The sequence below is a fragment of the Pseudomonas sp. IT-P176 genome, from assembly GCF_949767245.1.
Classification (GTDB): domain Bacteria; phylum Pseudomonadota; class Gammaproteobacteria; order Pseudomonadales; family Pseudomonadaceae; genus Aquipseudomonas.
In genome coordinates this window covers 147,884-170,592 of record NZ_CATKPN010000011.1, presented here as the reverse complement: position 1 = coordinate 170,592, position 22,709 = coordinate 147,884, and the positions used below count along the sequence as shown (strand labels likewise).

At 62.3% G+C, this 22,709-nt stretch carries 20 protein-coding genes; 12 read left to right on the top strand and 8 right to left on the bottom strand.

Features of this window, described 5'->3' with window-relative positions; translation table 11 throughout:
• Window positions 1-187: 187 nt before the first annotated feature.
• A complete protein-coding gene (locus tag ACM6IP_RS00875; protein ID WP_414860720.1) occupies window positions 188-2,551 on the top strand; it encodes a DNA polymerase II in 2,364 nt (787 codons plus the stop codon).
• Window positions 2,552-2,867: 316 nt separating this feature from the next.
• Here ACM6IP_RS00875 and ACM6IP_RS00870 read toward each other — a convergent pair whose 3' ends face one another.
• The 5 genes from ACM6IP_RS00870 to ACM6IP_RS00850 all read right to left on the bottom strand — a co-directional run bounded on the left by ACM6IP_RS00870 (window position 2,868) and on the right by ACM6IP_RS00850 (window position 7,986).
• Window positions 2,868-3,965 carry a polyamine ABC transporter substrate-binding protein gene (locus ACM6IP_RS00870; RefSeq protein WP_095171052.1) on the bottom strand — a complete coding sequence of 366 codons (1,098 nt, stop codon included), beginning with the start codon at window positions 3,963-3,965 and terminating at the stop codon, window positions 2,868-2,870.
• An 88-nt stretch (window positions 3,966-4,053) separates the two neighbouring features.
• A complete protein-coding gene (locus ACM6IP_RS00865; protein ID WP_095171050.1) occupies window positions 4,054-4,938 on the bottom strand; it encodes an ABC transporter permease subunit in 885 nt (294 codons plus the stop codon).
• Entirely contained in the window at window positions 4,935-5,816 is an 882-nt protein-coding gene (locus ACM6IP_RS00860; protein ID WP_174244614.1) for an ABC transporter permease subunit, read from the bottom strand. Before ACM6IP_RS00860 ends, ACM6IP_RS00865 begins: the two co-directional genes overlap by 4 nt.
• A gap of 29 nt (window positions 5,817-5,845) precedes the next feature.
• Window positions 5,846-6,988, bottom strand: coding sequence for an ABC transporter ATP-binding protein (locus tag ACM6IP_RS00855; protein WP_095171046.1), 1,143 nt, complete (start codon window positions 6,986-6,988; stop codon window positions 5,846-5,848).
• A gap of 236 nt (window positions 6,989-7,224) precedes the next feature.
• Window positions 7,225-7,986 carry a gamma-glutamyl-gamma-aminobutyrate hydrolase family protein gene (locus tag ACM6IP_RS00850; protein WP_414860719.1) on the bottom strand — a complete coding sequence of 254 codons (762 nt, stop codon included), beginning with the start codon at window positions 7,984-7,986 and terminating at the stop codon, window positions 7,225-7,227.
• 280 nt (window positions 7,987-8,266) lie between these two features.
• Here ACM6IP_RS00850 and ACM6IP_RS00845 point away from each other — a divergent pair, with 280 nt between their 5' ends.
• The 5 genes from ACM6IP_RS00845 to ACM6IP_RS00825 all read left to right on the top strand — a co-directional run bounded on the left by ACM6IP_RS00845 (window position 8,267) and on the right by ACM6IP_RS00825 (window position 14,078).
• Window positions 8,267-9,643: a glutamine synthetase family protein gene (locus ACM6IP_RS00845; RefSeq protein WP_095171042.1), complete on the top strand. Its 1,377-nt coding sequence runs from the start codon at window positions 8,267-8,269 to the stop codon at window positions 9,641-9,643.
• A gap of 143 nt (window positions 9,644-9,786) precedes the next feature.
• A complete protein-coding gene (locus tag ACM6IP_RS00840; protein WP_414860718.1) occupies window positions 9,787-11,277 on the top strand; it encodes an aldehyde dehydrogenase in 1,491 nt (496 codons plus the stop codon).
• 57 nt (window positions 11,278-11,334) lie between these two features.
• Complete coding sequence (locus ACM6IP_RS00835; RefSeq protein ID WP_414860717.1) at window positions 11,335-12,615, top strand: NAD(P)/FAD-dependent oxidoreductase; 1,281 nt, start codon at window positions 11,335-11,337, stop codon at window positions 12,613-12,615.
• Window positions 12,616-12,816: 201 nt separating this feature from the next.
• Window positions 12,817-13,365 carry a cupin domain-containing protein gene (locus tag ACM6IP_RS00830; protein WP_027618083.1) on the top strand — a complete coding sequence of 183 codons (549 nt, stop codon included), beginning with the start codon at window positions 12,817-12,819 and terminating at the stop codon, window positions 13,363-13,365.
• Between the two features lie 17 nt (window positions 13,366-13,382).
• A complete protein-coding gene (locus tag ACM6IP_RS00825; RefSeq protein ID WP_414860716.1) occupies window positions 13,383-14,078 on the top strand; it encodes a tRNA (adenine(22)-N(1))-methyltransferase in 696 nt (231 codons plus the stop codon).
• Between the two features lie 180 nt (window positions 14,079-14,258).
• On the opposite strand, the gene ACM6IP_RS00820 is transcribed toward ACM6IP_RS00825, so the two are convergent.
• On the bottom strand, window positions 14,259-14,576 hold the full coding sequence (locus ACM6IP_RS00820) for a DUF2388 domain-containing protein (protein ID WP_095171038.1): 318 nt from the start codon (window positions 14,574-14,576) through the stop codon (window positions 14,259-14,261).
• Window positions 14,577-14,766: 190 nt separating this feature from the next.
• Between ACM6IP_RS00820 and ACM6IP_RS00815 the strand changes: the two genes are divergently transcribed.
• The 3 genes from ACM6IP_RS00815 (at window position 14,767) to ACM6IP_RS00805 (ending at window position 19,100) form a co-directional block, all read left to right on the top strand.
• The gene (locus ACM6IP_RS00815; protein WP_159994687.1) at window positions 14,767-15,291 is read left to right on the top strand and encodes a DUF3087 domain-containing protein; all 525 of its coding nucleotides are present in this window, start codon (window positions 14,767-14,769) and stop codon (window positions 15,289-15,291) included.
• Between the two features lie 46 nt (window positions 15,292-15,337).
• Complete coding sequence (locus ACM6IP_RS00810; protein WP_414860715.1) at window positions 15,338-16,030, top strand: GNAT family N-acetyltransferase; 693 nt, start codon at window positions 15,338-15,340, stop codon at window positions 16,028-16,030.
• 505 nt (window positions 16,031-16,535) lie between these two features.
• On the top strand, window positions 16,536-19,100 hold the full coding sequence (locus ACM6IP_RS00805; protein ID WP_320334071.1) for an EAL domain-containing protein: 2,565 nt from the start codon (window positions 16,536-16,538) through the stop codon (window positions 19,098-19,100).
• Between the two features lie 17 nt (window positions 19,101-19,117).
• On the opposite strand, the gene ACM6IP_RS00800 is transcribed toward ACM6IP_RS00805, so the two are convergent.
• Complete coding sequence (locus ACM6IP_RS00800; RefSeq protein WP_320334072.1) at window positions 19,118-20,059, bottom strand: class I SAM-dependent methyltransferase; 942 nt, start codon at window positions 20,057-20,059, stop codon at window positions 19,118-19,120.
• A gap of 96 nt (window positions 20,060-20,155) precedes the next feature.
• Window positions 20,156-20,833: a type 1 glutamine amidotransferase domain-containing protein gene (locus ACM6IP_RS00795; RefSeq protein WP_095171027.1), complete on the bottom strand. Its 678-nt coding sequence runs from the start codon at window positions 20,831-20,833 to the stop codon at window positions 20,156-20,158.
• 165 nt (window positions 20,834-20,998) lie between these two features.
• Between ACM6IP_RS00795 and ACM6IP_RS00790 the strand changes: the two genes are divergently transcribed.
• Genes ACM6IP_RS00790 through thpR form a run of 3 tightly spaced genes read left to right on the top strand, consistent with a single transcriptional unit; the run spans window position 20,999 to window position 22,679 of the window.
• Window positions 20,999-21,544, top strand: a complete 546-nt coding sequence (locus ACM6IP_RS00790; protein WP_095171025.1) for a cytochrome b — start codon at window positions 20,999-21,001, stop codon at window positions 21,542-21,544.
• Between the two features lie 19 nt (window positions 21,545-21,563).
• A complete protein-coding gene (locus tag ACM6IP_RS00785) occupies window positions 21,564-22,139 on the top strand; it encodes a YceI family protein (protein WP_414860714.1) in 576 nt (191 codons plus the stop codon).
• 3 nt (window positions 22,140-22,142) lie between these two features.
• Window positions 22,143-22,679: an RNA 2',3'-cyclic phosphodiesterase gene (gene thpR / locus ACM6IP_RS00780; protein WP_414860713.1), complete on the top strand. Its 537-nt coding sequence runs from the start codon at window positions 22,143-22,145 to the stop codon at window positions 22,677-22,679.
• Window positions 22,680-22,709 lie beyond the last annotated feature (30 nt).

Here is a 22,709-nt window from a genome sequence, read left to right as displayed (position 1 = left end):
TGCAAGGGGAAAAACTCCTCGTCAACGGTTTTGTAGTGAAATATTTCATTCACTACAAAAATAATATCGAGGCCTGCGAGGAGGGATTTAACCTTGTCCTACAATCCCTTGCGTCACTCATGCAAAGGTCACGTGAAGCAGCAATGACGCGTAGAATCGAAGGCCAATCATCTTCGAGGTTGTTGCGGTGGATTTACAGCAGGGCTTCGTCCTGACCCGGCATTGGCGCGACACCCCGACCGGCACCCACGTGGATTTCTGGCTGGCGACCGATGCCGGGCCGCGCCAGGTGCGCCTGCCCGTGCAGACCTCGGTGGCGTTTATCCCGGAACTGTACCGTGAACGCACCCAGGAACTGGTGCGCGGCGAGCCGGGTGTGGAACTGCGGCCTCTGGGGTTGCAGGACTTCCAGCACCGCCCGGTGTTCGGTCTGTACTGCCCGCAACACCGCCAGTTGATGCACCTGGAGTCGGTGCTGCGCCGGGCGGGCGTCGAAGTTTTCGAGGCTGACATCCGCCCGCCGGAGCGCTACCTGATGGAGCGCTTCATCACCGCCCCCGTGTCGTTCAGCGGTACGGCCGGCGACGGTGACCTGTTGCTCGAAACCCATCTCAAGCCAGCGCCGGATTACCGTCCACGCCTGAAGCTGGTGTCGCTGGACATCGAGACCACCGAGCAAGCCGAGTTGTACTCGATTGCCCTTGAAGGTTGCGGGCAGCGCCAGGTCTACATGCTCGGCGCACCCAACGGCGAGGCCGGCGCCGTCGACTTCGACCTGGAGTACTGCGACTCGCGGGCCACGCTGTTGAAGAAACTCAACCAATGGTTCGCCCAACACGACCCTGACGCGATCATCGGCTGGAACCTGGTGCAGTTTGACCTGCGGGTGCTGCACGAGCATGCCCGGCGCCTGGCGGTGCCGTTGCGCCTGGGACGTGGTGGCGAGGAGATGCAGTGGCGTGAACACGGTTCGGGCAACAATCACTATTTTGCCGCGGCGGCGGGCCGGCTGATCATTGACGGCATCGAGTCCCTGCGTTCGGCGACCTGGAGTTTCCCCTCGTTCAGCCTGGAGAACGTCGCACAGACCCTGCTCGGTGAAGGCAAGTCCATCGACAACCCCTACCAGCGCATGGACGAAATCAACCGCATGTTCGCCGAGGACAAGCCGGCCCTGGCGCGCTACAACCTCAAGGACTGTGAGCTGGTAACGCGGATCTTCGCCAAGACCGAACTGCTGACCTTCCTGCTGGAGCGGGCCAGTGTCACCGGACTGCCCGCCGACCGCAGTGGCGGCTCGGTGGCGGCCTTCACCCACCTGTACATGCCGCTGATGCATCGCCAGGGGTTTGTTGCGCCGAACCAGGGCGAGCGCCCACCCCAGGCCAGCCCCGGCGGGTTTGTCATGGATTCGCAGCCGGGCCTGTACGAGTCGGTGCTGGTACTCGACTACAAGAGCCTGTACCCCTCGATCATCCGCACCTTCCTGATTGATCCCGTAGGCCTGATCGAAGGCCTGCGTCACCCGGACGACAGTGAGTCGGTGCCAGGTTTTCGCGGGGCGCGGTTCTCGCGGACCCGGCATTGCCTGCCGGCCATCGTCGCGCGCGTTTCCGAAGGCCGGGAAGTGGCCAAGCGTGAACAGAACGCTCCGCTATCCCAGGCGCTGAAGATCATCATGAACGCCTTCTACGGCGTGCTGGGCTCCAGCGGCTGCCGTTTCTTCGACACCCGCCTGGCATCCTCGATCACCTTGCGTGGGCACGAGATCATGCAGCGCACCCGGCAACTGATCGAAGCCCAGGGTCATGCGGTGATCTACGGCGACACCGACTCCACGTTCGTCTGGTTGCGCCGGGCCCACGGCCAGGAAGAAGCGGCGCAAATCGGTCACGCCCTGGTGGCCCACGTCAACCAGTGGTGGCGCGAACACCTGCTGGCCGAGTTCGGCTTGCACAGTGTGCTGGAGCTGCAATACGAAACCCATTTCCGGCGCTTCCTGATGCCGACCATCCGGGGGGCAGAGGAGGGCAGCAAGAAGCGCTACGCCGGTTTGGTGATGCATGCCGACGGCAGCGAGCAAATGGTCTACAAAGGCCTGGAGACCGTGCGCACCGACTGGTCGCCGCTGGCCCGGCAGTTCCAGCAGGAACTCTACTCGCGCATCTTCCACCGCCAGCCCTATCAGGACTATGTGCGTGAGTTCGTCCGCGCCACCGTAGCCGGCGAGCAGGACCCATTGCTGATCTACCGCAAGCGCCTGCGTCGGCCCCTGGACGACTATGAACGCAACGTACCGCCCCATGTGCGGGCGGCACGCATCGCCGACGAGTACAACGCCCAGCAGGGGCGACCGCGCCAGTACCAGCGGGGTGGCTGGATCAGCTACCTGATCACCGTCGCCGGTCCCGAACCCCTGGAAACCCGCAGCGCGCCGATCGACTATGAGCATTACGTCAGCCGCCAACTGCAGCCGGTGGCGGATGCGATCCTGCCGTTTGTCGACGACGACTTCAGCACCCTGGTTGGCGGGCAGATGGGCTTGTTCTAGGCAAGGCTGCAGACGTAAAAAAGCGCCCCGAAGGGCGTAATGCCGATCAGTTAAGCGACGCCGACCATTGTGGGAGCGAGCTTGCTCGCGATGAACTTGAAAGCGCCGCGTGTTTATCCATTTACGCGTTATCGTTCACGTCCATCGCGAGCAAGCTCGCTCCCACATAGGTGGTCGTTTTTCCTTAACTGATCGGCATTACCCGAAGGGCGCCTGAATCACCGTGACCGAGGGAGCCCGGTGAGTCCGTTCGTGTGGCAACAGCGCTGCTGCATGAACGGTGTTGCACGCCGCGCCCCCGACGGGCGCGGCAGGTTTACTTGCCGAGTTTTACCCGGGTCCAGCCGCGGGTCATGATCCGTTGCGTGGCGATGGGCATGTCCGGCACGGCATACAGGGTCGCCATTACCGCTTGCGACGGATACGAACCCGGGTCGTTGCGAATCGCTTCATCCACCAGCGGAGTCGCGGCCGCGTTGGCGTTACTGTAGCCGACGCTGTTGGTGATCTCGGCCATGATGTCCGGGCGCATCAGGAAGTTCATGAACTGGTAGGCATTGTCGACGTTGGCCGCATCCCGTGGGATGGCGACCATGTCATAGAAGCTGCCGGCGCCTTCTTTGGGAATGCTGTAGTCGACCTTGACCTTGCCCCCGGCTTCCTCGGCGCGGGCCTTGGCTTGCAGCACGTCGCCGGAATAACCGACCGCCACGCAGATATTGCCGTTGGCCAGGTCGGAGATGTACTTGGACGAATGGAAGTACGCCACCGACGGGCGAATCTTCATGAACAGCGCTTCGGCCTCGCTGATCTGCTGCTTGTCCTGGGTGTTCACCGGGTAGCCCAGGTAGTGCAGGGCGGCCGGGAGCATTTCGGTGGGCGAGTCGAGGAAGCTGATGCCGCAGGCCTTGAGCTTGGCCGCGTTCTCGGGCTTGAACAGCAGGTCCCAGGAATTCACCGGGGCGTCGGCGCCCAATACTTCGCGAACCTTGTCCGGGTTGAAGCCGATGCCGATCGAGCCCCACATGTAGGGGAAAGCGTGGCCGTTGTCCGGGTCGCTGGCCGCTGCGTTTTTCAGCAGCACCGGGTTGAGGTTCTTCCAGTTCGACAGTTTTGACTTGTCCAGCGTCTGGTAGACCCCGGCCTTGATCTGCTTGGCCAGGAAGCTGTTGGACGGCACCACGATGTCGTACCCGGATTTACCGGCGAGCAGACGTGCCTCAAGGGTTTCGTTGCTGTCGAAGACATCGTAGGTCACGCTGATGCCCGTCTCGTCTTCGAACTTCTTGACGGTGTCCGGGGCGATATAGTCGGACCAGTTGTAGACGCGCAGAACCTTGTCATTGGCCTGGGCGCCCGTGGCAATCGCGCCCAATAAGGACAGTGTCAGCAGAGTCCTGCCAAGCATTTTCATCGGTACAGCTCCATTTTCTTCTTATACGAATAACGTAAAGCGTGGGTAAAACCGCTGGCGAGCAAGCGTGCTCTCTCGCCAGCGGGCATCAGGCCGTTGCGCCGGTCATGGGCTTGGCGGCGGGCTGCCAGGATTCACTGGCGGTCTGGTCCATGGCGTCCTGGATCGCCCGTTTGCGATTGGCTTCGGCCTTGCGGCTGAAGTACCAGACCAGGAAGGTCACCAGCGATACTGCCAGCAAAATCAGGCTGGCCACCGCGTTGATCTCGGGTTTGACCCCAAGACGCACCGCCGAGAACACTTCCATCGGCAAGGTCGTGGACCCCGGACCCGAGACGAAGCTGGCCAGCACCAGGTCATCCAGCGACAAGGCGAACGACATCATGCCGCCCGCTGCCAGCGAGGGCGCGATCATCGGGATGGTGATCAGGAAGAACACCTTCAACGGCCGTGCCCCCAGGTCCATCGCCGCTTCTTCGATCGACAGGTCCAGTTCACGCAAACGCGCGGAGACTACCACTGCCACATAGGCGGCACAAAATGTGGTGTGGGCGATCCAGATGGTGACGATGCCACGTTCCATCGGCCAGCCGATCATCTGTGCCATGGCCACGAACAGCAGCAACAACGACAGGCCGGTGATCACTTCTGGCATCACCAACGGCGCGGTGACCAGGCCGCCAAACAGGGTGCGACCCTTGAAGCGGGTGACCCGGGTCAGCACGAACGCGGCCAACGTCCCCAGCGCCACCGCGGCAATCGCGGTGTAGCAGGCGATTTCCAGCGAGCGCAGTACCGAGCCCATCAGTTGGCTGTTGTCCAGCAGGCCGACGTACCACTTCACCGACCAGCCGCCCCAGACCGTTACCAGTTTCGAGGCGTTGAACGAGTAAATCACCAGAATCAGCATGGGCAGGTAGATGAACGCCAAGCCCAATACCAGCATCAATCGGGAAAATCCGAAACGCTTCATGCCCGTCCCTCCATCTCTTTGGCCTGGCTGCGGTTGAACAGAATGATCGGCACGATCAGGATCGCCAGCATCACCACCGCCAGGGCGGATGCCACCGGCCAGTCACGGTTGTTGAAGAACTCTTGCCACAGCACGCGACCGATCATCAGGGTTTCCGGGCCGCCCAGCAGTTCCGGAATCACGAACTCGCCCACCACCGGGATGAACACCAGCATGCAGCCTGCGATGATGCCGTTCCTGGCCAGCGGCACGGTGATCTTCCAGAAGCTGTTGAAGGTGCTCGAACCCAGGTCGGACGCGGCTTCCAGCAGGCTCTGGTCATGCTTGACCAGGTTGGCGTACAGCGGCAGCACCATGAACGGCAGGTAGGCGTAGACCACGCCGATGTACACCGCAGTGTTGGTGTTGAGGATTTCGATCGGGTGCGAGGTCAAGCCGGTCCACATCAGGAAGCCATTGAGCAGGCCGTTGTTGCTCAAGATGCCCATCCACGCATAGACGCGAATCAGGATCGCCGTCCAGGTCGGCATCATGATCAGCAGCAACAGCACGTTCTGCGCCTCCTTGCTGGCCTTGGAAATCGCATAGGCCATCGGGAAGCCAAGCACCAGGCACATCACGGTGCTGAGCAAGGCGACTTTCAACGAGCCCAGGTACGCCGAGATATACAACTCATCGGCGGCGAGCATCGTGTAGTTGCCCAGGTTGAGCATCAGTTCGAACTTCTGCTCGGCGAAGCTGTAGATCTCGGAGTAGGGCGGAATAGCCAGTGCGGCTTCGGAAAAACTGATCTTCATCACCAGGAAGAACGGCAGCATGAAGAACAGGAACAGCCACAGGAACGGCAGGCCGATCACGACTTTGCGCCCACTGGGCAGAAACCGCTGGAACTGCTGAGTGAGTGTGTTCATGCGCGCAGTACCACGCCGCTGTCGTCTTCCCACCAGACGTAGACCTGATCGTCCCAGGTCGGTCGGGCGCCGCGGCGCTCGGCGTTGGCCATGAACGACTGGACGACCTTGCCGCCAGGCAGCTCGACATAGAACACCGAGTGCCCGCCGAGGTAGGCAATGTCCTGCACCTTACCCCGGGACCAGTTGTAGCGACTCTCGGGTTTTGTGCTGCTGACCAGCATTTTTTCCGGGCGGATGGCGTAGGTGATCGACTTGTCCTGCACCGAGGTGCTGACGCCATGGCCGACGTAGATCTGCTGCTCCAGGTCCGGGCAGTGAATGATCGCGTGGCCTTCCAGGTCTTCCACCACCGTCCCGTCGAAGGCGTTCACGTTGCCGATGAACTCGCAGACCATGCGGCTCACCGGGGCCTCATAGATGTCCACCGGGCTGCCGATTTGCGCGATCCAGCCCAGGTGCATGATGGCGATACGTTCGGCCATGGTCATGGCCTCTTCCTGATCGTGGGTCACCATCACGCAGGTCACGCCGACCCGCTCGATGATTTCCACCAGTTCCAGCTGCATCTGCGAGCGCAGTTTTTTATCCAGCGCCCCCATCGGCTCGTCGAGCAGCAGCAGCTTGGGCCGCTTGGCCAGGGAGCGGGCGAGGGCGACACGTTGGCGCTGGCCACCGGACAGTTGGTGTGGCTTGCGCTTGGCGTATTGGGTCATGTGCACCAGGCGCAGCATCTCCTCGACGCGGGCGTCGATTTCGCTGGCGGGCAAACGGTCCTGCTTGAGGCCAAAGGCGATGTTCTGCGCCACCGTCATGTGCGGGAACAGGGCGTAGGACTGGAACATCATGTTGATCGGCCGCTCGTAGGGCGGCATGTCGGTGATGTCGACGCCGTCGAGCAGGATCCGTCCTTCGGTGGGGCGCTCGAATCCAGCGAGCATGCGCAGCAGGGTCGACTTGCCCGAACCGGAGCCGCCGAGCAGGGCGAAGATTTCGCCTTGATGGATGTCCAGGGACACATCGTCCACCGCCGTGGTTTCGTCGAACTTCTTGGTGACACGATCGACTCGTACCAGCACCTTTTTCGGTTGCTGATGACCCTCAAGAGCCTTCCTGTAAATGCTGGAGGCGTTTGCCATGTGAAACTCCCAACAGGTTTCAGTCGCCGGGCCAACGCGGCCTGACTTAATAGTTGATTGCCAATCGCCAGGTGCCACCTGGAGGTGCGCATGGCGATTCGACTGGTTCGGCACCGCCGTCCTGGCTGCCTGGTCGTGCTTGTTGTTATTGCGGTGTATGGCTATTGCGAGAAACGGGCGCGCGAAGGCACGCCCGCCAGACTCGCGGGGGTAGAAATACCGGGTTGTGGTTTAGCTCAGCGTGCGTGACGCAGCGTCGCCCGTTGCCGGCAAGCTGCGCCGAACGCCTGGAAAATCGTCAGGTACGCAGGATTGTCCAGCACTTGCCATTCCGGGTGCCATTGCACGCCGAGGGCGAAGGCCTTGCTGTGCGTCACCGAGACCGCCTCGATCAAGCCGTCCGGCGCGATGGCCTCGGCACGCAGGCCTGGCGCCAACCGGTCGATACCCTGGCTGTGAATCGAGTTGACCTGGAATGTCGCGGGCAGCTCCAGCGCCTCGAATACACCGCCCGGCTGCACGCTGACCGCGTGGGCCGGTGCGTATTGCACCGCCAGGTCCGGGTGATTTGCTTCGCGGTGATCGAGCATGCCCGGCAACTCATGCACCTTCTGGTGCAGGCTGCCGCCGAACGCGACGTTCATTTCCTGGAAGCCCCGGCAGATCCCGAGCACCGGAACGCCCGCCGCGATGGCAGCACGCAATAGAGGAAGGGTGGTGGCGTCCCGCGCCGGATCGTGATCCGTGCCGGGAGCGCTGGCCGGGCCTTGATAGTGCAAAGGCTCCACGTTCGATGGTGAGCCGGTCAGCAACAGACCGTCGAGTTGACCGAGCAGGTCGTCGATTTCAGTCAGGTTGCCCAGGGAAGGAATGACCACAGGCAGCCCCAGCGCCGCGACGCTGACAGCACGCAAGTACTTGTCACCGCTGACGTGGTAGGGGTGCAGGCCAATCTGTTTGACGCACGCAGTAACGCCGATCAATGGCTTGAATGCCATTTTTATCACCTCGAAGTTTCACACTTGAACGAGCTTTTCCAGAGCTTAGCCTCGTTGATTTTTTTTAACAACTCTCATGTAAATAATTCTAAACGGCTGGATCGCTGGAACTCAGATTGGCTGTGGGTTTGCGGGTGATTATTGAGCGATGGCTGGCTGTGGTGACCAATAAAATCAACAAAAAAGCCTATTTGTCCGCTATTGACTTCACTTTGCCTTTCGGATTGACTGAGGTCCGAAAGTGCAGTGAACATAATAATTAACAGCTAATAGGTGCATCATGTCGGTCCCCCTGCGTACCGTTCAACTCAACGAAGCAAACGCATTCCTTAAGAAATATCCTGAGGTTTTGTACGTCGACCTTCTGATTGCGGATATGAACGGTGTGGTGCGCGGCAAGCGTATCGAGCGCACCAGTCTTCATAAGGTCTATGAGAAAGGCATCAACCTGCCGGCCTCGCTGTTCGCCCTCGACATCAATGGTTCCACGGTGGAAAGCACCGGCCTGGGCCTGGATATCGGCGACGCCGACCGCATCTGCTACCCGATTCCCGGCACCCTGAGCATCGAGCCCTGGCAGAAGCGCCCAACCGCGCAACTGCTGATGACCATGCACGAGATCGAAGGCCAGCCGTTCTTCGCTGACCCGCGTGAAGTGCTGGCCAACGTGGTGCGCAAGTTCGACGACCTCGGCCTGACCATTTGCGCGGCGTTTGAACTGGAGTTCTACCTGATCGACCAGGACAACGTGAACGGCCGTCCGCAGTCGCCACGCTCACCGGTTTCCGGCAAGCGCCCGGTATCGACCCAGGTTTACCTGATCGACGACCTCGACGAATACGTCGACTGCCTGCAGGACATCCTCGAAGGCGCGAAAGAGCAGGGTATCCCGGCCGATGCCATCGTCAAGGAAAGTGCCCCGGCGCAATTCGAAGTCAACCTGCATCACGTCAGCGACCCGATCAAGGCCTGCGACTATGCGGTCCTGCTCAAGCGCCTGGTGAAGAACATCGCCTACGACCATGAGATGGACACCACCTTCATGGCCAAGCCGTATCCGGGCCAGGCGGGCAACGGTTTGCACGTGCACATCTCGATCCTCGACAAGGCCGGCAACAACATCTTCGCCAGCGAGGATCCCGAGCAGAACGCCGCATTGCGTCACGCCATCGGCGGTGTGCTGGAGACCCTGCCCGCGCAGATGGCCTTCCTCTGCCCGAACGTCAACTCCTACCGCCGGTTCGGCGCACAGTTCTACGTGCCGAACTCGCCGAGCTGGGGTATCGACAACCGCACCGTGGCCGTGCGCGTGCCGACCGGTTCGCCGGACGCCGTGCGCATCGAACACCGCGTGGCCGGTGCCGACGCCAACCCGTACCTGCTGATGGCTTCGGTGCTGGCCGGTATTCACCACGGCTTGACCAACCAGATCGAGCCGGGTGCGCCGGTCGAAGGCAACAGCTACGAGCAGAACGAGCAGAGCCTGCCGAACAACCTGCGCGATGCCCTGCGTGAGCTGGACGACAGCGAAGTCATGGCCAAGTACATCGACCCGCTGTACATCGACGTGTTCGTGGCGTGCAAGGAAAGCGAGCTGGCCGAGTTCGAGAACTCCATCTCCGACCTTGAGTACAACTGGTACCTGCATACGGTCTGATGGTTGGTGTGCCTGTGGGAACGGGCTCGCCCGCGATATCGCAATCGCGGGCAAGCCCGCTCCCACAGCGATTGCATTGCAAATCCTCAAGGGACTGGCATTCAGTCCGACCACAGCCTATTCCCCTGCGTCGAGTCACAACCATGACAAACACTCGCAGCGACTGGGAGCAACGCTTCCAGTCCTTAAGCATCGAAGGCCGCGCCTTCATCGATGGTCAATACCGTCCGGCACTCAGCGGCGCCACCTTCGAATGCATCAGCCCGGTTGACGGGCGCTTCCTGGCCAACGTCGCCAGCACCGATGAAGCCGATGCCAATGCCGCCGTGTTCGTCGCCCGCCAGGCGTTCGAATCCGGTATCTGGTGCAAGCTGGCCCCCGCTGAGCGCAAGCGCGTCCTGATCCGCTTCGCCGACCTGATCCTGGCGCACCAGGAAGAATTGGCGCTGCTGGAAACCCTGGACATGGGCAAGCCCATCAGCGACTCCATGGCCATCGACATTCCAGCGACCGCCAACGCGATCCGCTGGAGTGCCGAAGCCATCGACAAACTCTACGACGAAGTCGCCGCTACGCCCCACGATCAACTGGGCCTGGTGACCCGCGAAGCGTCCGGCGTGGTGGCGGCCATCGTGCCGTGGAACTTCCCGTTGATCATGGCCAGCTGGAAGTTCGCCCCGGCCCTGGCGGCAGGCAACTCGTTCATCCTCAAGCCGTCGGAAAAGTCCCCGCTGACGGCCATCCGCATCGCCCAACTAGCGCTAGAGGCTGGCATCCCCAAGGGCGTGTTCAACGTCCTGCCGGGTTACGGCCACACCGTCGGCAAGGCACTGGCGCTGCACATGGACGTCGACGTCCTGGCCTTCACCGGCTCGACCGCGGTTGCCAAGCAGCTGCTGATCTACGCCGGGCAAAGCAACCTCAAGCGCGTCTGGCTAGAAGCTGGCGGCAAGAGTCCGAACGTAGTGTTTGCCGATGCGCCGGATCTGCGCGCGGCGGCGCAGGCGGCGGCCAGTGCCATCGCCTTCAACCAGGGCGAAGTCTGCACCGCCGGCTCACGCCTGCTGGTGGAACGCTCGATTCGCCAGCAGTTCATCCCGCTGCTGGTGGAGGCCCTGCAAGCCTGGCAACCCGGGCACGCGCTGGACCCGACAAGCCGGGTCGGCGCGGTGGTCGATCAACGTCAGTTGGACAACATCCTGCGCTACATCGCCATCGGCCGCGAGCAAGGTGCCGAGCTGATCGCCGGCGGCAACCGCACCCTCGAGGACAGCGGTGGCCAGTACGTGGAGCCGACGATTTTCGACGGTGTGAGCAACGCCATGACCATCGCCCGCGAAGAAATCTTCGGCCCAGTGTTGTCGCTGATCACCTTCGACACTGCAGAAGAAGCGTTGCAGATCGCCAACGACAGCATCTTCGGTTTGGCCGCCGGGGTCTGGACCCGCGACCTGAGCAAGGCCCACACCTTCGCCCGGGGCCTGCGCGCCGGCAGCGTGTGGGTCAACCAGTACGACGGCGGTGACATGACCGCGCCCTTCGGTGGGTTCAAGCAGTCGGGCAACGGTCGCGACAAGTCCCTGCACGCCTTCGACAAGTACACCGAGCTCAAAGCCACCTGGATCAAGCTCTGACCTATTAGACAGTCGCGGTGACAGGCCTTTGGCGTGTCACCGCGCGGGAACTCAATCATGCAAAAACATGTAAACAGCTACTACGCCGCCACCCGCAACGAGATCATCGACTTCCCGGTGCTCGAAGAGTTGGTGGAATGCGACGTCTGTGTGATCGGCGCCGGCTACACCGGCCTGTCCTCGGCGTTGTTCCTCAGCGAAGCGGGCTACAGCGTCACGGTGCTCGAAGCCGCCAAGGTCGGCTACGGCGCCAGCGGGCGCAACGGCGGGCAACTGGTCAATTCCTACAGCCGCGACGTCGATGTGATCGAGCAGCGCTACGGCGAAAAGACCGCCGAAGTGCTGGGCAGCATGATTTTCGAAGGCGCGGACATCATCCGCTCGCGGATCAAGCAATACGACATCCAGTGCGACTACAAGCCCGGTGGCATTTTCGCCGCGCTGAACAAGAAACAACTCAAGGGCCTGGCCGAACAGAAGAACGGTTGGGAGCGCTACGGCAACCACCACCTGCGGATGCTCGACGCGCAAGAGATCGCCAAGGAAGTCGGGACCCGCAACTATGTCGGTGGCCTGCTGGACATGCAGGGTGGCCACGTCCATCCGCTGAACCTGGCCCTGGGCGAAGCGGCTGCCATCCTCGGTCTTGGCGGAAAAATCTTCGAGCAGTCGGCAGCGGTGGAAATCACCTACGGCGAACCCATAGTCGTGCGCACGGCCAAGGGCGTGGTGCGCGCCAAGTACCTGTTGATCGCCGGCAACGCCTACCTGCCGCAAGACCTCGACAACCGCGTCACCCGCAAGAGCATGCCCTGCGGTTCGCAGATCGTGGTCACCGAGCCCCTGTCGGAAAAAGTCGCCAGGAGCCTGATCAGCAACAACTACTGCGTCGAAGACTGTAACTACCTGCTCGACTACTACCGCCTGACTGCCGACAACCGTCTGCTCTATGGTGGCGGTGTGGTCTACGGTGCGCGCGAACCGGACGACATCGAGCAACTGATCCGGCCGAAAATCCTCAAGACCTTCCCCCAGCTCAAGGACGTGAAGATCGACTACCGCTGGACCGGCAACTTCCTGCTGACCATGTCACGCATGCCGCAATTTGGCCGCATCGAGAAAAACGCCTATTACATGCAGGGCTACAGCGGCCACGGGGTGACCTGTTCGCACCTGGCCGGCAAGCTGATCGCGGAAATGATCCGTGGCGACGCCGAGCGTTTCGACGCCTTCGCCTCCCTGCCACACATGCCGATGTTCGGTGGCCGCACCTTCCAGGCCCCACTGACCGCCATGGGCGCGGTGTACTACGCGATGCGTGACCGTTTCGGTATCTAGTCTGACGCTCGCCGACGGCCGTCTTGAGGAAGGTCGTCGGTTTTTTATCCGGCCTTTCTGCAAGCTGCTGAGCCGTGGGCGGAAAACGTGATTTAATAGCCGCCTTTCACGTCTTCGGGACAGAGGAACGGCGATTTTCGCGACACAAGTCGCCCGCCATCCCCCCACACTACCCTTAAGTTTTTCTCACATAAGGCTGTCATGGACACGGGCTCTCGACTCAAATTAGTACGCGAAAGCTACAAGCTGTCCCAGCGCGAGCTGGCCCGGCGTAGCGGCGTCACCAATGCCACCATCTCCCTGATCGAACAGAATCGGGTCAGTCCTTCCGTCAGCTCACTGAAAAAACTGCTGGAGGGCATCCCCATGTCCCTGGCGGACTTCTTCACCTTCGACCAGCCACCGCGCGAACACCAATACATCTTCCGCGCCAACGAACAGCCCGACCTCGGTCGCCACGGCCTGCGCCTGCTGCTGATCGGCGCCTCGGTGCCCAGCCGCCAGATGCGCCTGCTGCGCGAGCAATACGCACCGGGCGCCAGCTCGGGCGAAGAGCCGATCGTGCACGCCGAAGGCGAGGAGTGCGGGTTGGTGACGCGGGGTACCGTGGAACTCACCGTGGATGGCCAGGTCAGCGTGTTGAACGCCGGGGATGGTTATTACTTTCCGACCACGCTGCCGCACCGGTTTCGCAACATCGGCGCGGACGAGGCGGAAATCATCAGTGCGAACACGCCCGCCAACTTTTGATCGCAAGGCGCTGAACATTGAACCAACACACCTTGTCCATGCGCCTGGAGCGCGTGGCGGCCCATGTGCCAGCCGGTGCGCGCCTGGCCGATATCGGCTCCGACCACGGCTACTTGCCGGTGGCATTGATGCGCCGTGGCGCCATCACGGCGGCGGTGGCCGGCGAACTGGCCGCGACACCGTTCCACTCGGCCCAGCGTACGGTGCGCGACAACGGCCTGCAGGCATGCATCAGCGTACGCTTGGCCAATGGCTTGGCGGCGCTCGAACCTGCTGACGGGATCACCGCGCTGACGATCTGCGGCATGGGCGGTGAGACCATCCGCGACATTCTCGAGCGTGGCAAGACTCGCCTCAGTGGCCAGGAGCGACTGATCCTGCAACCCAACGGCGGGGAGCAGCCACTGCGGCAATGGCTGATGGACAATAGTTATTCCATCCTCTGCGAGGAAGTGCTGCGGGAAAACCGCTTCGACTACGAAATCATCGTTGCCGAGCGCACCGGCCCGGTGAGCTACAGCCCCGAGCAACTGTACTTCGGCCCCCTGCAGATGCAGGCACGCACCCCGGCATTCCTGCTCAAGTGGCAGCGCCTGCTGCGCCACAAGCAGCAGACCCTGGCCCACTTCACCCAGGCCGGCTCGGCGGTACCCGCGGAAAAAGTACAGGACATCACCCGCCAGGTGCGTTGGATCAACCAACTGCTGGCCTGAACGCCCGACAGCTGCTACGGGTTTGGTGGGTGTACGCAAAATCTGCAAGCCGGCAAAACCGTTGTGGGAGCGAGCGCCCGCTTGCGGCCTGCTCGCGATGGGGCCAGTACAACCCACATCGATGGTGCCTGACACACCGCCATCGCGAGCAGGCTCGCTCCCACTTAAGTTAAGTGGGTCTTACTGGCCTGGTGAAGGCGGGGTCTGCGTCAGCAGCGCCTGGGCCAGTTCTTCGTCCGTGGCATTGAGGCCAGGGTGGTCCTGGCGCATCTGCTTGAGCACGGATTCCAGGTAGGCGCCGCGGATGGTGCCGCCGCTGGCGACGAAACTGGAGAGGTCATCGCGGGCGGGGACGACGATCTTGTCGTCCTTGAAGGTCGAGTACAGCGACGCAGAGACTCCCGCTGAAGTGGCGACATCCTTGGCATCGACATCGGCCATGGCCGATCCGAAGGGCAGGCAGAGCGCAAGCGTTGGAACGAGCAGTAGACGGCGCATGGTGAGTCCTCCAAAAGCGTGAAGCCAAAGGGTGTGTCACATACCCATATGATGCGCGGTGCGGCTCAGGAGTTCCGCAGATCAAGCGAGGACCAGATGGCGATGTGGATTAAACGTGTCTGTTACCGGCGCTACGGGCGATAATGCCCGGCAATTCTCCGTTCACCTTGCCAAAGAGCGCTGCCCCCTGATGTTTGAGATCAAGCCGTGGAACCCCGAAACTTTTCGCCAGCAGACGCGCCGCAGCACCCTGATCATTGCCGTGCTGTTCATTGTGCTGGCGATGGCTTTGTCGACGCTGGCGGTGATGGTGCTGGGCGAGCCGGGTGGCGATAACTTTCGCTACAACCTCGGCGGGGTAATCGCGGCGGTGCTGGTCAGCGCGGCGCTGATGAAACTCAAGTTCTGGTCGCAACCCTGGATGGCCGCCGCCGTCTACGGCTGGCAGCTCAAGCGCAGCCTGATGCGCATCACCAACGTCATGCACCAGGTCACCGATGCGGTCGCCGCCGGCAACCCGAGCGCGATGAAGCTGCTGCGCTTTTACCACCTGGGGCTGGCGCAGATGCACGAGCTGGACGCCAACTCCAGCAGCCATGCGCAACTGGTGCGTGAAATGGACCAGCACAAAGCAGCCATGGAGGCGCTGGGGCTGGAGACCGAACAGACCCGCCTGCACCCCGAGTGGCTGACGGCGCTGAAAACCCAGGCCTGATCATTGCCTGCCTTTTTCCAGGACTTTCCCCTCGGAGCCCCGATTGATGTTTACCCTTAGCCACTTCGATACCCCGTGCTCCGAGCACGTGACCGACCAGATCCTGCAACTGGTGGTCGACAACCTGACCGACATCAGCAGCGTCGCCTTGCCACCGAGCAACCCGTTGTTCGCGATCTATCAATACGCAGTGGGCTACGAGGTCCACCTCTACCTGCAGGCCCTCGATGGCACCCAGGGCCTAAGCGTCGAATTGATCGTCGCGCTGGACGCCGAGGACCCCTCGAAGGTCGTCGGCTTTTTGCTGTACCTGCCGGTCAAGGATGATCCGCATGCCTGCGGCGTGGCCTTCATGGCCGTACACGCCAGCCATCGTCGCCATGGTATCGCCCGCGCCATGGTCCAGGACATGCTCGGCCGCTACCCGCATGCCGAACTGACCTGCGCCGTGGCCAAGGTGCCGTACTTCGAGGCAATGGGCTTGCAGGTCCTGGGCGTGCGCGGACCGCAGGTGCTGATGAACACCCACGACCGCGTGACAGACGGCCTGATCGCGGTACTGGATATCGCGCCTATCTACCGCTCCACCGAAGTGCGGCAGATCCACACCTACCTGCTGCAGAAGAATGGCAAGCGGGCGATGCTCGACGCGGAAAAACAGCGCGACCGCCATCTGGATCAACTGACGGCCAGGGCGCGGGTGTTTGTGCAGGGGCGGTTGGGTCACGACGTTGGCTAGCAAACCGCCTGTGCAGGTGCCAGCAAGCCAGCGCCTACACCGGACCCCGTTTGGCTTGCTCAAAAAAGAGCCTCAAAGCTCTTTGATGGGGAGAAAGTAGAGCCCCGAGGCTCAAGTTGTACGTAGAGCCAGTGGCAAGCTTGATTGGGGTTCAGAGCACTCGCCACTCACGCCGCTGCCGCAGAAAACAAGCAGTGGCGTAGTTTCATCGTAGGAAGGTGGCAGGGTGCACTCAAGTACCATTAGTCGCCTGTGGCAGACCGCTGGAGCGGCGCGACCGAGGTATTTTTCATGGGCTCGTCACTTCGCGTCTATCCTGTGATTTCAACTGGCAAGCGTCGCGCTGTGCTTGGCGAACTAAAGTGAATAACTGCCGTCATTCACTATCAATCAAGAATATGTAGCGTCTCTGCGAAGATGGGTTCCTTCCGGTTCCGAGGGTTCTTATGGCGCCCCACACGCGGCCAGGATGCTGGGCGATGGTGGCAGTGGACAAGTGACTGCAATGGACACGAGAGTCAGGCGGGCCCGGCGCATTGATGCGCAAGACTTCTTCGTGCAGACCCTGGAGCAATGGGGCGACGCGGTAGTGGTCATCGACGACCAGAGCCGAGTGATGTTTTTTAATGCCGCTGCCGAACGGTTCTGGGGTTGTCCCCGACAGGACGTAGTGGGCAGTCACGTCGACAGCCTGTTTCCCGAAACCCTGCGCACGGCCGATGATCCCGGTTGCAGCCACGACCTGAGTATCCTGGGCAAGGATGGGCAGGCACGCTGGGGCGCGCTGTCCGTCTCCAGGATCACCCTGCAGGGCCGCACCCTCTATGCGGCTTTTCTCAAGGACATCACCCAGACCCGCCTCCAGGACATCGAACACCGCCTGCTGTCGCTGTCGGTCAATGCCACCCGCTCGGCCACCTGCATTGTCGACGCCGCTGCGCGCCTGCTCTACGTCAATGACGGCCTGGTGCAACTGCTCGGCTACAGCCGCGAAGAAGTTCTTGGGCTGTCGCCACTGATGTTTTTTGTGCTCGACACCGAGGTCGATGTGCCGGTGCTACCTGAACTGGAGCGGATGTTCGGTGGCGAGCCCCATGAAGTCAGCGCCTTGATCAGCAAGCGCAACGGCCAACGGCTGTGGGTGCATGTGTCCTCGGCCCCGGTGTTCGATGCCCGGGGGCAGGTCGACAACACGGTGATCGTGCTCACCGACATCACCCGCTTCAAATTGCATGAGGTGCTGCAGGACAAGGTGGTCGGCGCGCTGCTCAAGGAAGAGTCGCTGGAAAACGTACTGGCCCTGATGTGCCAGGAAATCGAACGCATCGCCCCGGAAGTCATCGTCTCGATCCTCAGCGTCGACTCCAATGGCATCCTGCACCCGCTGGCCAGCCCCGGCTTGCCAGTAGAGTACTCGCGGGCAATCGAAGGCCTGTCGATCGGGCCGATTGCCGGTTCCTGCGGCACGGCGGCCTACCGGGGCAAGCCGGTGCTGGTCACCGACATCAATCACGACCCGCTGTGGGCGGACTACAAGGCGCTGGCCGAGAAGGCGGGGTTGCGCGCGTGCTGGTCGATTCCGGTGCGCAACAGCTGCGGCCGCGTGGCCGCCACCTTCGCCCTGTATTTTCGCGAGTGCCGCGGGCCCGATACCTTGCATGCGCACCTGGTGACCGCCGGTACGCACCTGTGCATGTTGGCGCTGGAGCGTGAGGAAGCGCGCCAGGCCATTCGCCGGATGGCGTATTACGATGGCTTGACCGGCTTGCCCAACCGCAACCTGCTGCTGGCCAAGGCGCAACGAACCATTGCCGAAGTGGCCAGGGAGCAGGCCGAACTGGCAGTGCTGTTTGTCGACCTGGATCGCTTCAAGCAGGTCAATGATGCCCTTGGCCATGCGGCCGGCGACGAACTGTTGCAAGTCATGGCCCAGCGCCTGAGCAGTGTGCTGCGTGAGTCGGACATCGTCGGGCGCTTGTCCGGGGATGAGTTCGTGCTGGTTTTGCCGCGACGCAACGCGACCCAGGTCACGCGGTTTCTTGAACGGCTCAAGCGCGTACTGAGTTTTCCGGCGCCCATTGCCGGGACCTCGGTGGTGTTGTCGGCCAGCATCGGCATCAGCCTGTTTCCCGGTGACGGCCAGGACATGGAAAGCTTGCTGCAGTGCGCCGACATTGCGATGTACCAGGCCAAGCGCGCCGAACGCGGCAGCTTCAGTTTTTTCCTCGAAGAGATGAACCGGATCGCCCAGAGTCGCCTGATTCTCGAGACGGCGCTGCGCATGGCCCTTGCTGGTGAGGGCCTGGAGCTGGTGTATCAACCGCAGATCAATCTGCACAGCGGGACCTTGGTGGGAGTGGAGGCGTTGGCGCGTTGGGATCATCCAACCCTGGGCATTATCTCGCCGGAGCGCTTCATCCCCCTGGCCGAGGAGTGCGGGCTGATCAATGAGCTGAGCCAGTGGGTGCTGCAAACCGCCTGCGGTCAGTTGGCGCAGTGGCGCGAGCAGGGCCTGACGGTGCCGTCGCTGTCGATCAACCTGTCGCCGATCAACTTTCACAATCTCAATCTGGCAGCGCAGATTACCCAGCAGTTGCAACGCTACGAATTGCAGGCGGCGGATTTGTGCGTGGAGGTCACGGAGGGGGTGTTGCTGTCCAACAGCCCCGGCACCGAGCAAACCTTGAAAGAGCTGCATGCCTTGGGGGTGCGCCTGGCCATCGATGACTTTGGCACCGGTTATTCCAGCCTGGGTTACTTGCGCCACCTGCCGATCAGTGAGCTGAAGCTGGACAAGAGTTTTGTCGATGACCTGGAGTGCGATGCCTCCTGCCGCGCCCTCAGCGAATCGGTGATTGGCATCGGCAGGGGCCTGTCCTTGCTGGTGGTGGCCGAAGGCATCGAGCACGCGGCCCAGCGCGACATCCTCAAGGCGCAAGGCTACGAGGTCGGGCAGGGCTACTTCTTCTCGGTACCGCTTCCGGCCGGGGCGTTCAGGCAATGGTTGCTGGCGTGCCAGGGCATGGTGCCGCCCATGAGCCACGAGAGCCCGTTGGCGGCGCTGGAGTAAGCCCAGGGCTGCGCCTTTCAGTCCGCCAGGGTGAAGACCAACGCCTTCAAGCCGCTTTGCACATCGATATCCGGAAACTCCGGCGGGTTGTCCAGGCGTTCGACGAAACGCAGGCTCGGGGCTTCGCGGGTGACGCCGTCGATCAGGAAGTCGGCGCCGAAGGCCGGGTCGTTCATACAGGCCAGCACCGTGCCCTGCGGCGCGAGCAGTTCCGGCAGGCGACGCAACACCCGTTGATAGTCCTTGGTCAGCAGGAAGCTGCCTTTCTGGAACGACGGCGGATCGATGATCACCAGGTCGTAAGGTCCGTTATTGATCACCTTGCCCCAGGATTTGAACAGGTCGTGGCCGAGGAAGCTCACCTGGCTCAGGTCGTGGCCGTTCAGGCGGTGGTTGTCGCGCCCGCGACTCAGGGCGGCACGGGACATGTCGAGGTTGACCACATGCTCGGCGCCGCCCTCGATGGCCGCCACCGAGAAGCCGCAGGTGTAGGCGAACAGGTTCAACACCCGCTTGCCCTGGGCCTGGGCCTTGACCCAGTTGCGCCCGTAGCGCATGTCGAGGAACAAGCCGGCGTTCTGCTTTTTACCCAGGTCGATGCGATAGCGCAGGCCGCCTTCGGTCAGCGTCCACTCGTCGATTTCCGGCCCCAGCAGCCACTCGGTGGTGCTTTGTGGCAGATAGCGGTGTTGCAACAGCAACGTGTGGGCCGCGCTCGCCTGCCACTGCGGCGTCTGGCTGATCTGCCGCAGCATCTGTTGCAAGGCCTGCAACTGCTGCGGTTCGGGTTCCTTGAACAGCGCGACCAGCACAATGCCCTGTAGCCAGTCCACGGTCAGTTGCTCCAGGCCCGGCCAGCAACGCCCGCGTCCGTGAAACAGGCGGCGGGTTTCTGCGGGTGGGGCTGCCAGGGCCGTCAACAGATGGTCGTGCAGGGTGGCGAGGGCGTCAGGGGTCATCGAGCAGGGGCCGGCAAGTCAAAGGGGCGGCATTTTATACATAAATGAGCCGCCGGGACTTGCAGCATTGGCCACAAATCCCGCCAGCGGCAGGGCTCAGAGTCCCAGGTGTTGCAAGGTCGCCTCGGCCGTCGCTGCCGATGACCCCGGGTTCTGCCCGGTGATCAGGTTGCCGTCGGCCACCACATACGACTGCCAGTCCTCGCCCTTGGAGTAGTGCGCGCCGTGGGCCTTGAGCATGTCCTCCACCAGGAACGGCACCACCTCGGTCAGGCCGACGGCCGCTTCCTCGGAATTGGTGAAGCCGGTCACCGACTTGCCTTTGACCAGCGGCTGCCCCTGGGCCTGGGTGTGGCGCAACACCCCTGGCGCATGGCACACCGCGGCCACCGGTTTGCCGGCGCCATACAGCGCTTCGATCAGGGCGATGGAGTCGCGGTCTTCGGCCAGGTCCCACAGCGGACCATGACCGCCCGGGTAGAACACCGCGTCAAAGTCGCTGGCCTTGATCTGGGCCAGCGGCTCGGTGTGGGCCAGCGCCTGGAAGGCCACCGGGTCCTCGCGAAAGCGCTGGGTAGCCTCGGTCTGTGCGTCGGGGGCGTCGCTCTTCGGGTCGAGCGGCGGTTGCCCGCCCTTGGGCGAGGCCAGGGTCACGTTGACCCCGGCGTCCTTGAACACGTAGTAGGGTGCGGCGAACTCTTCCAGCCAGAACCCGGTCTTCTCGCCGGTGTCGCCGAGCCGGTCGTGGGAAGTCAGTACCATCAGGATGTTCATCGTGACCTCTGATTGCCATTGATAAGCCCCCAGGCCAGCAAGCCCGGGACGTCTAACTATGGTCGCCAGCGCCAGGAATGCCAGCACTAAAGGACCAAGGGTCATGCGCGCATTTGCACAAGTGCCAGGGTGGATCAACACTGTAGCGATCGGTACGGAGCACTCATGAACGATAGCTACACCCGCACGGCGGTGTACCTGCACTGGTTGGTAGCGCTGGGACTGATCGGCACCTTTGCCCTGGGTCTCTACATGCCGGACCTGGCCCTGTCGCCGACCAAGCTCAAGCTTTATTCGTGGCACAAGTGGGCCGGGGTCAGCCTGTTCCTGCTGGTGCTGATCCGCCTCGGCTGGCGCCTGAGCCATGCCGCGCCACCGCTACCCGCCAGCGTGCCGGTGTTGTTGCGTCGAGTCTCGCGGCTGACCCACGGCCTGATGTATGGGCTGATGCTGATCATCCCCTTGAGCGGCTGGCTGATGAGTTCAGCCAAGGGTTTCCAGACTGCCTGGTTCGGCATCTTGCCCCTGCCGGACCTGCTGGCCAAGGACGAAGCCCTGGGCGAGCGCTTGCTGACGCTGCATCAAAGCCTGAATTACGGCCTGCTGGCGCTGGTCCTGCTGCATACCGGTGCGGCGCTCAAGCATCACTTCATCGACCGCGATGACGTGCTGCGCCGCATGCTGGCGTTCCGCCAAAAAGCTGATCCCTGACTGCCGGCTGGAGCCTGTCATGAACCATCGAACAGCGACCGTCACCCTGGTGCTCGCCATGCTCGCGTGCGGCTCGTCGAGTGCGGCGCAGTACCGGCAAGTCAACCCGAGCGCCAGCCAGGTCAGCTTCACCTACAACCAGATGGGCGCCCGGGTCTACGGCACTTTCAGCCGGTTCGAGGCGACCATCGATTTCGACTCGACCAACCCCTCGGCGGCGCATGCCGGGATCATCATCGAGCTGACCAGCATTGACGCCGGCAACCCCGACGCCAATAGCGAATTGCAAAAGCCCGGTTGGTTCGACACGGCGGTCTATCCCCAGGCCCGGTTCGAATCGCAAAGCGTCACCGCCCTGGGCGATAACCTGTACCAGGTTGACGGCCAACTGACGCTCAAGGGCCTGACCCGTGAGGTCGGTGCACGGATCGCCCTGAAGCCGGAAAGCGGCATCGGTATTTTTGACGGCACCTTCATTCTCAAGCGTGGCGACTTCAATATTGGTGATGGCGAGTGGGCGGACTACGGTGTGGTCTCCAACGAAATCAGCATCCGTTTTCGGGTGGTGGCGCCCGAGCAGGAAGTGTCGAGGTGAACGATGCGCAAGCAACCGGAGCTGCCCAGCAAGCGACTGTTTTTCGCCTTGCCTTGTGAGCCACCGCAGCGCCGGGCCATTGCTCAATGGCGCAGTAGCCTGGGGCACCTTGAAGGGCGGCCGATTGCCGCGCAGAACTTTCACCTGACCCTGATGTTTCTCGGCGAAGTAGCCGTGACTCAACTCCCCGGCATTTGCGCGGCCGCCGCCCAAGTGCGCGTGCCCGGCGAACCGTTGCGGGTCAGGCTCGACCAATTGCAGGCCTGGCACCGCGCCGGGATGCTGTTACTGGTGCCCAGCGAGCCAGCGCCAGCCTTGCTGCAACTGGTGTATGCCTTGCAACAGGCGATGCTGGCGCTGGGTTTTGTCGATGCGCCTCGGGAATACCGTGCGCACCTGAGCCTGGTTCGCGACTTTCACGCGCCGGTGCCCGAAGCCGACAGCGCTCCGGACTTTGTGCTCGATGCCCGGCACTTCGTGTTGTTCGAGTCCCACAAGGGGCGTTACCGAGCGTTGGCGCAGTGGCCGCTTGAGCCTTGAGCGGCGCCTGCGCCAGCGGTTACGCCGCTT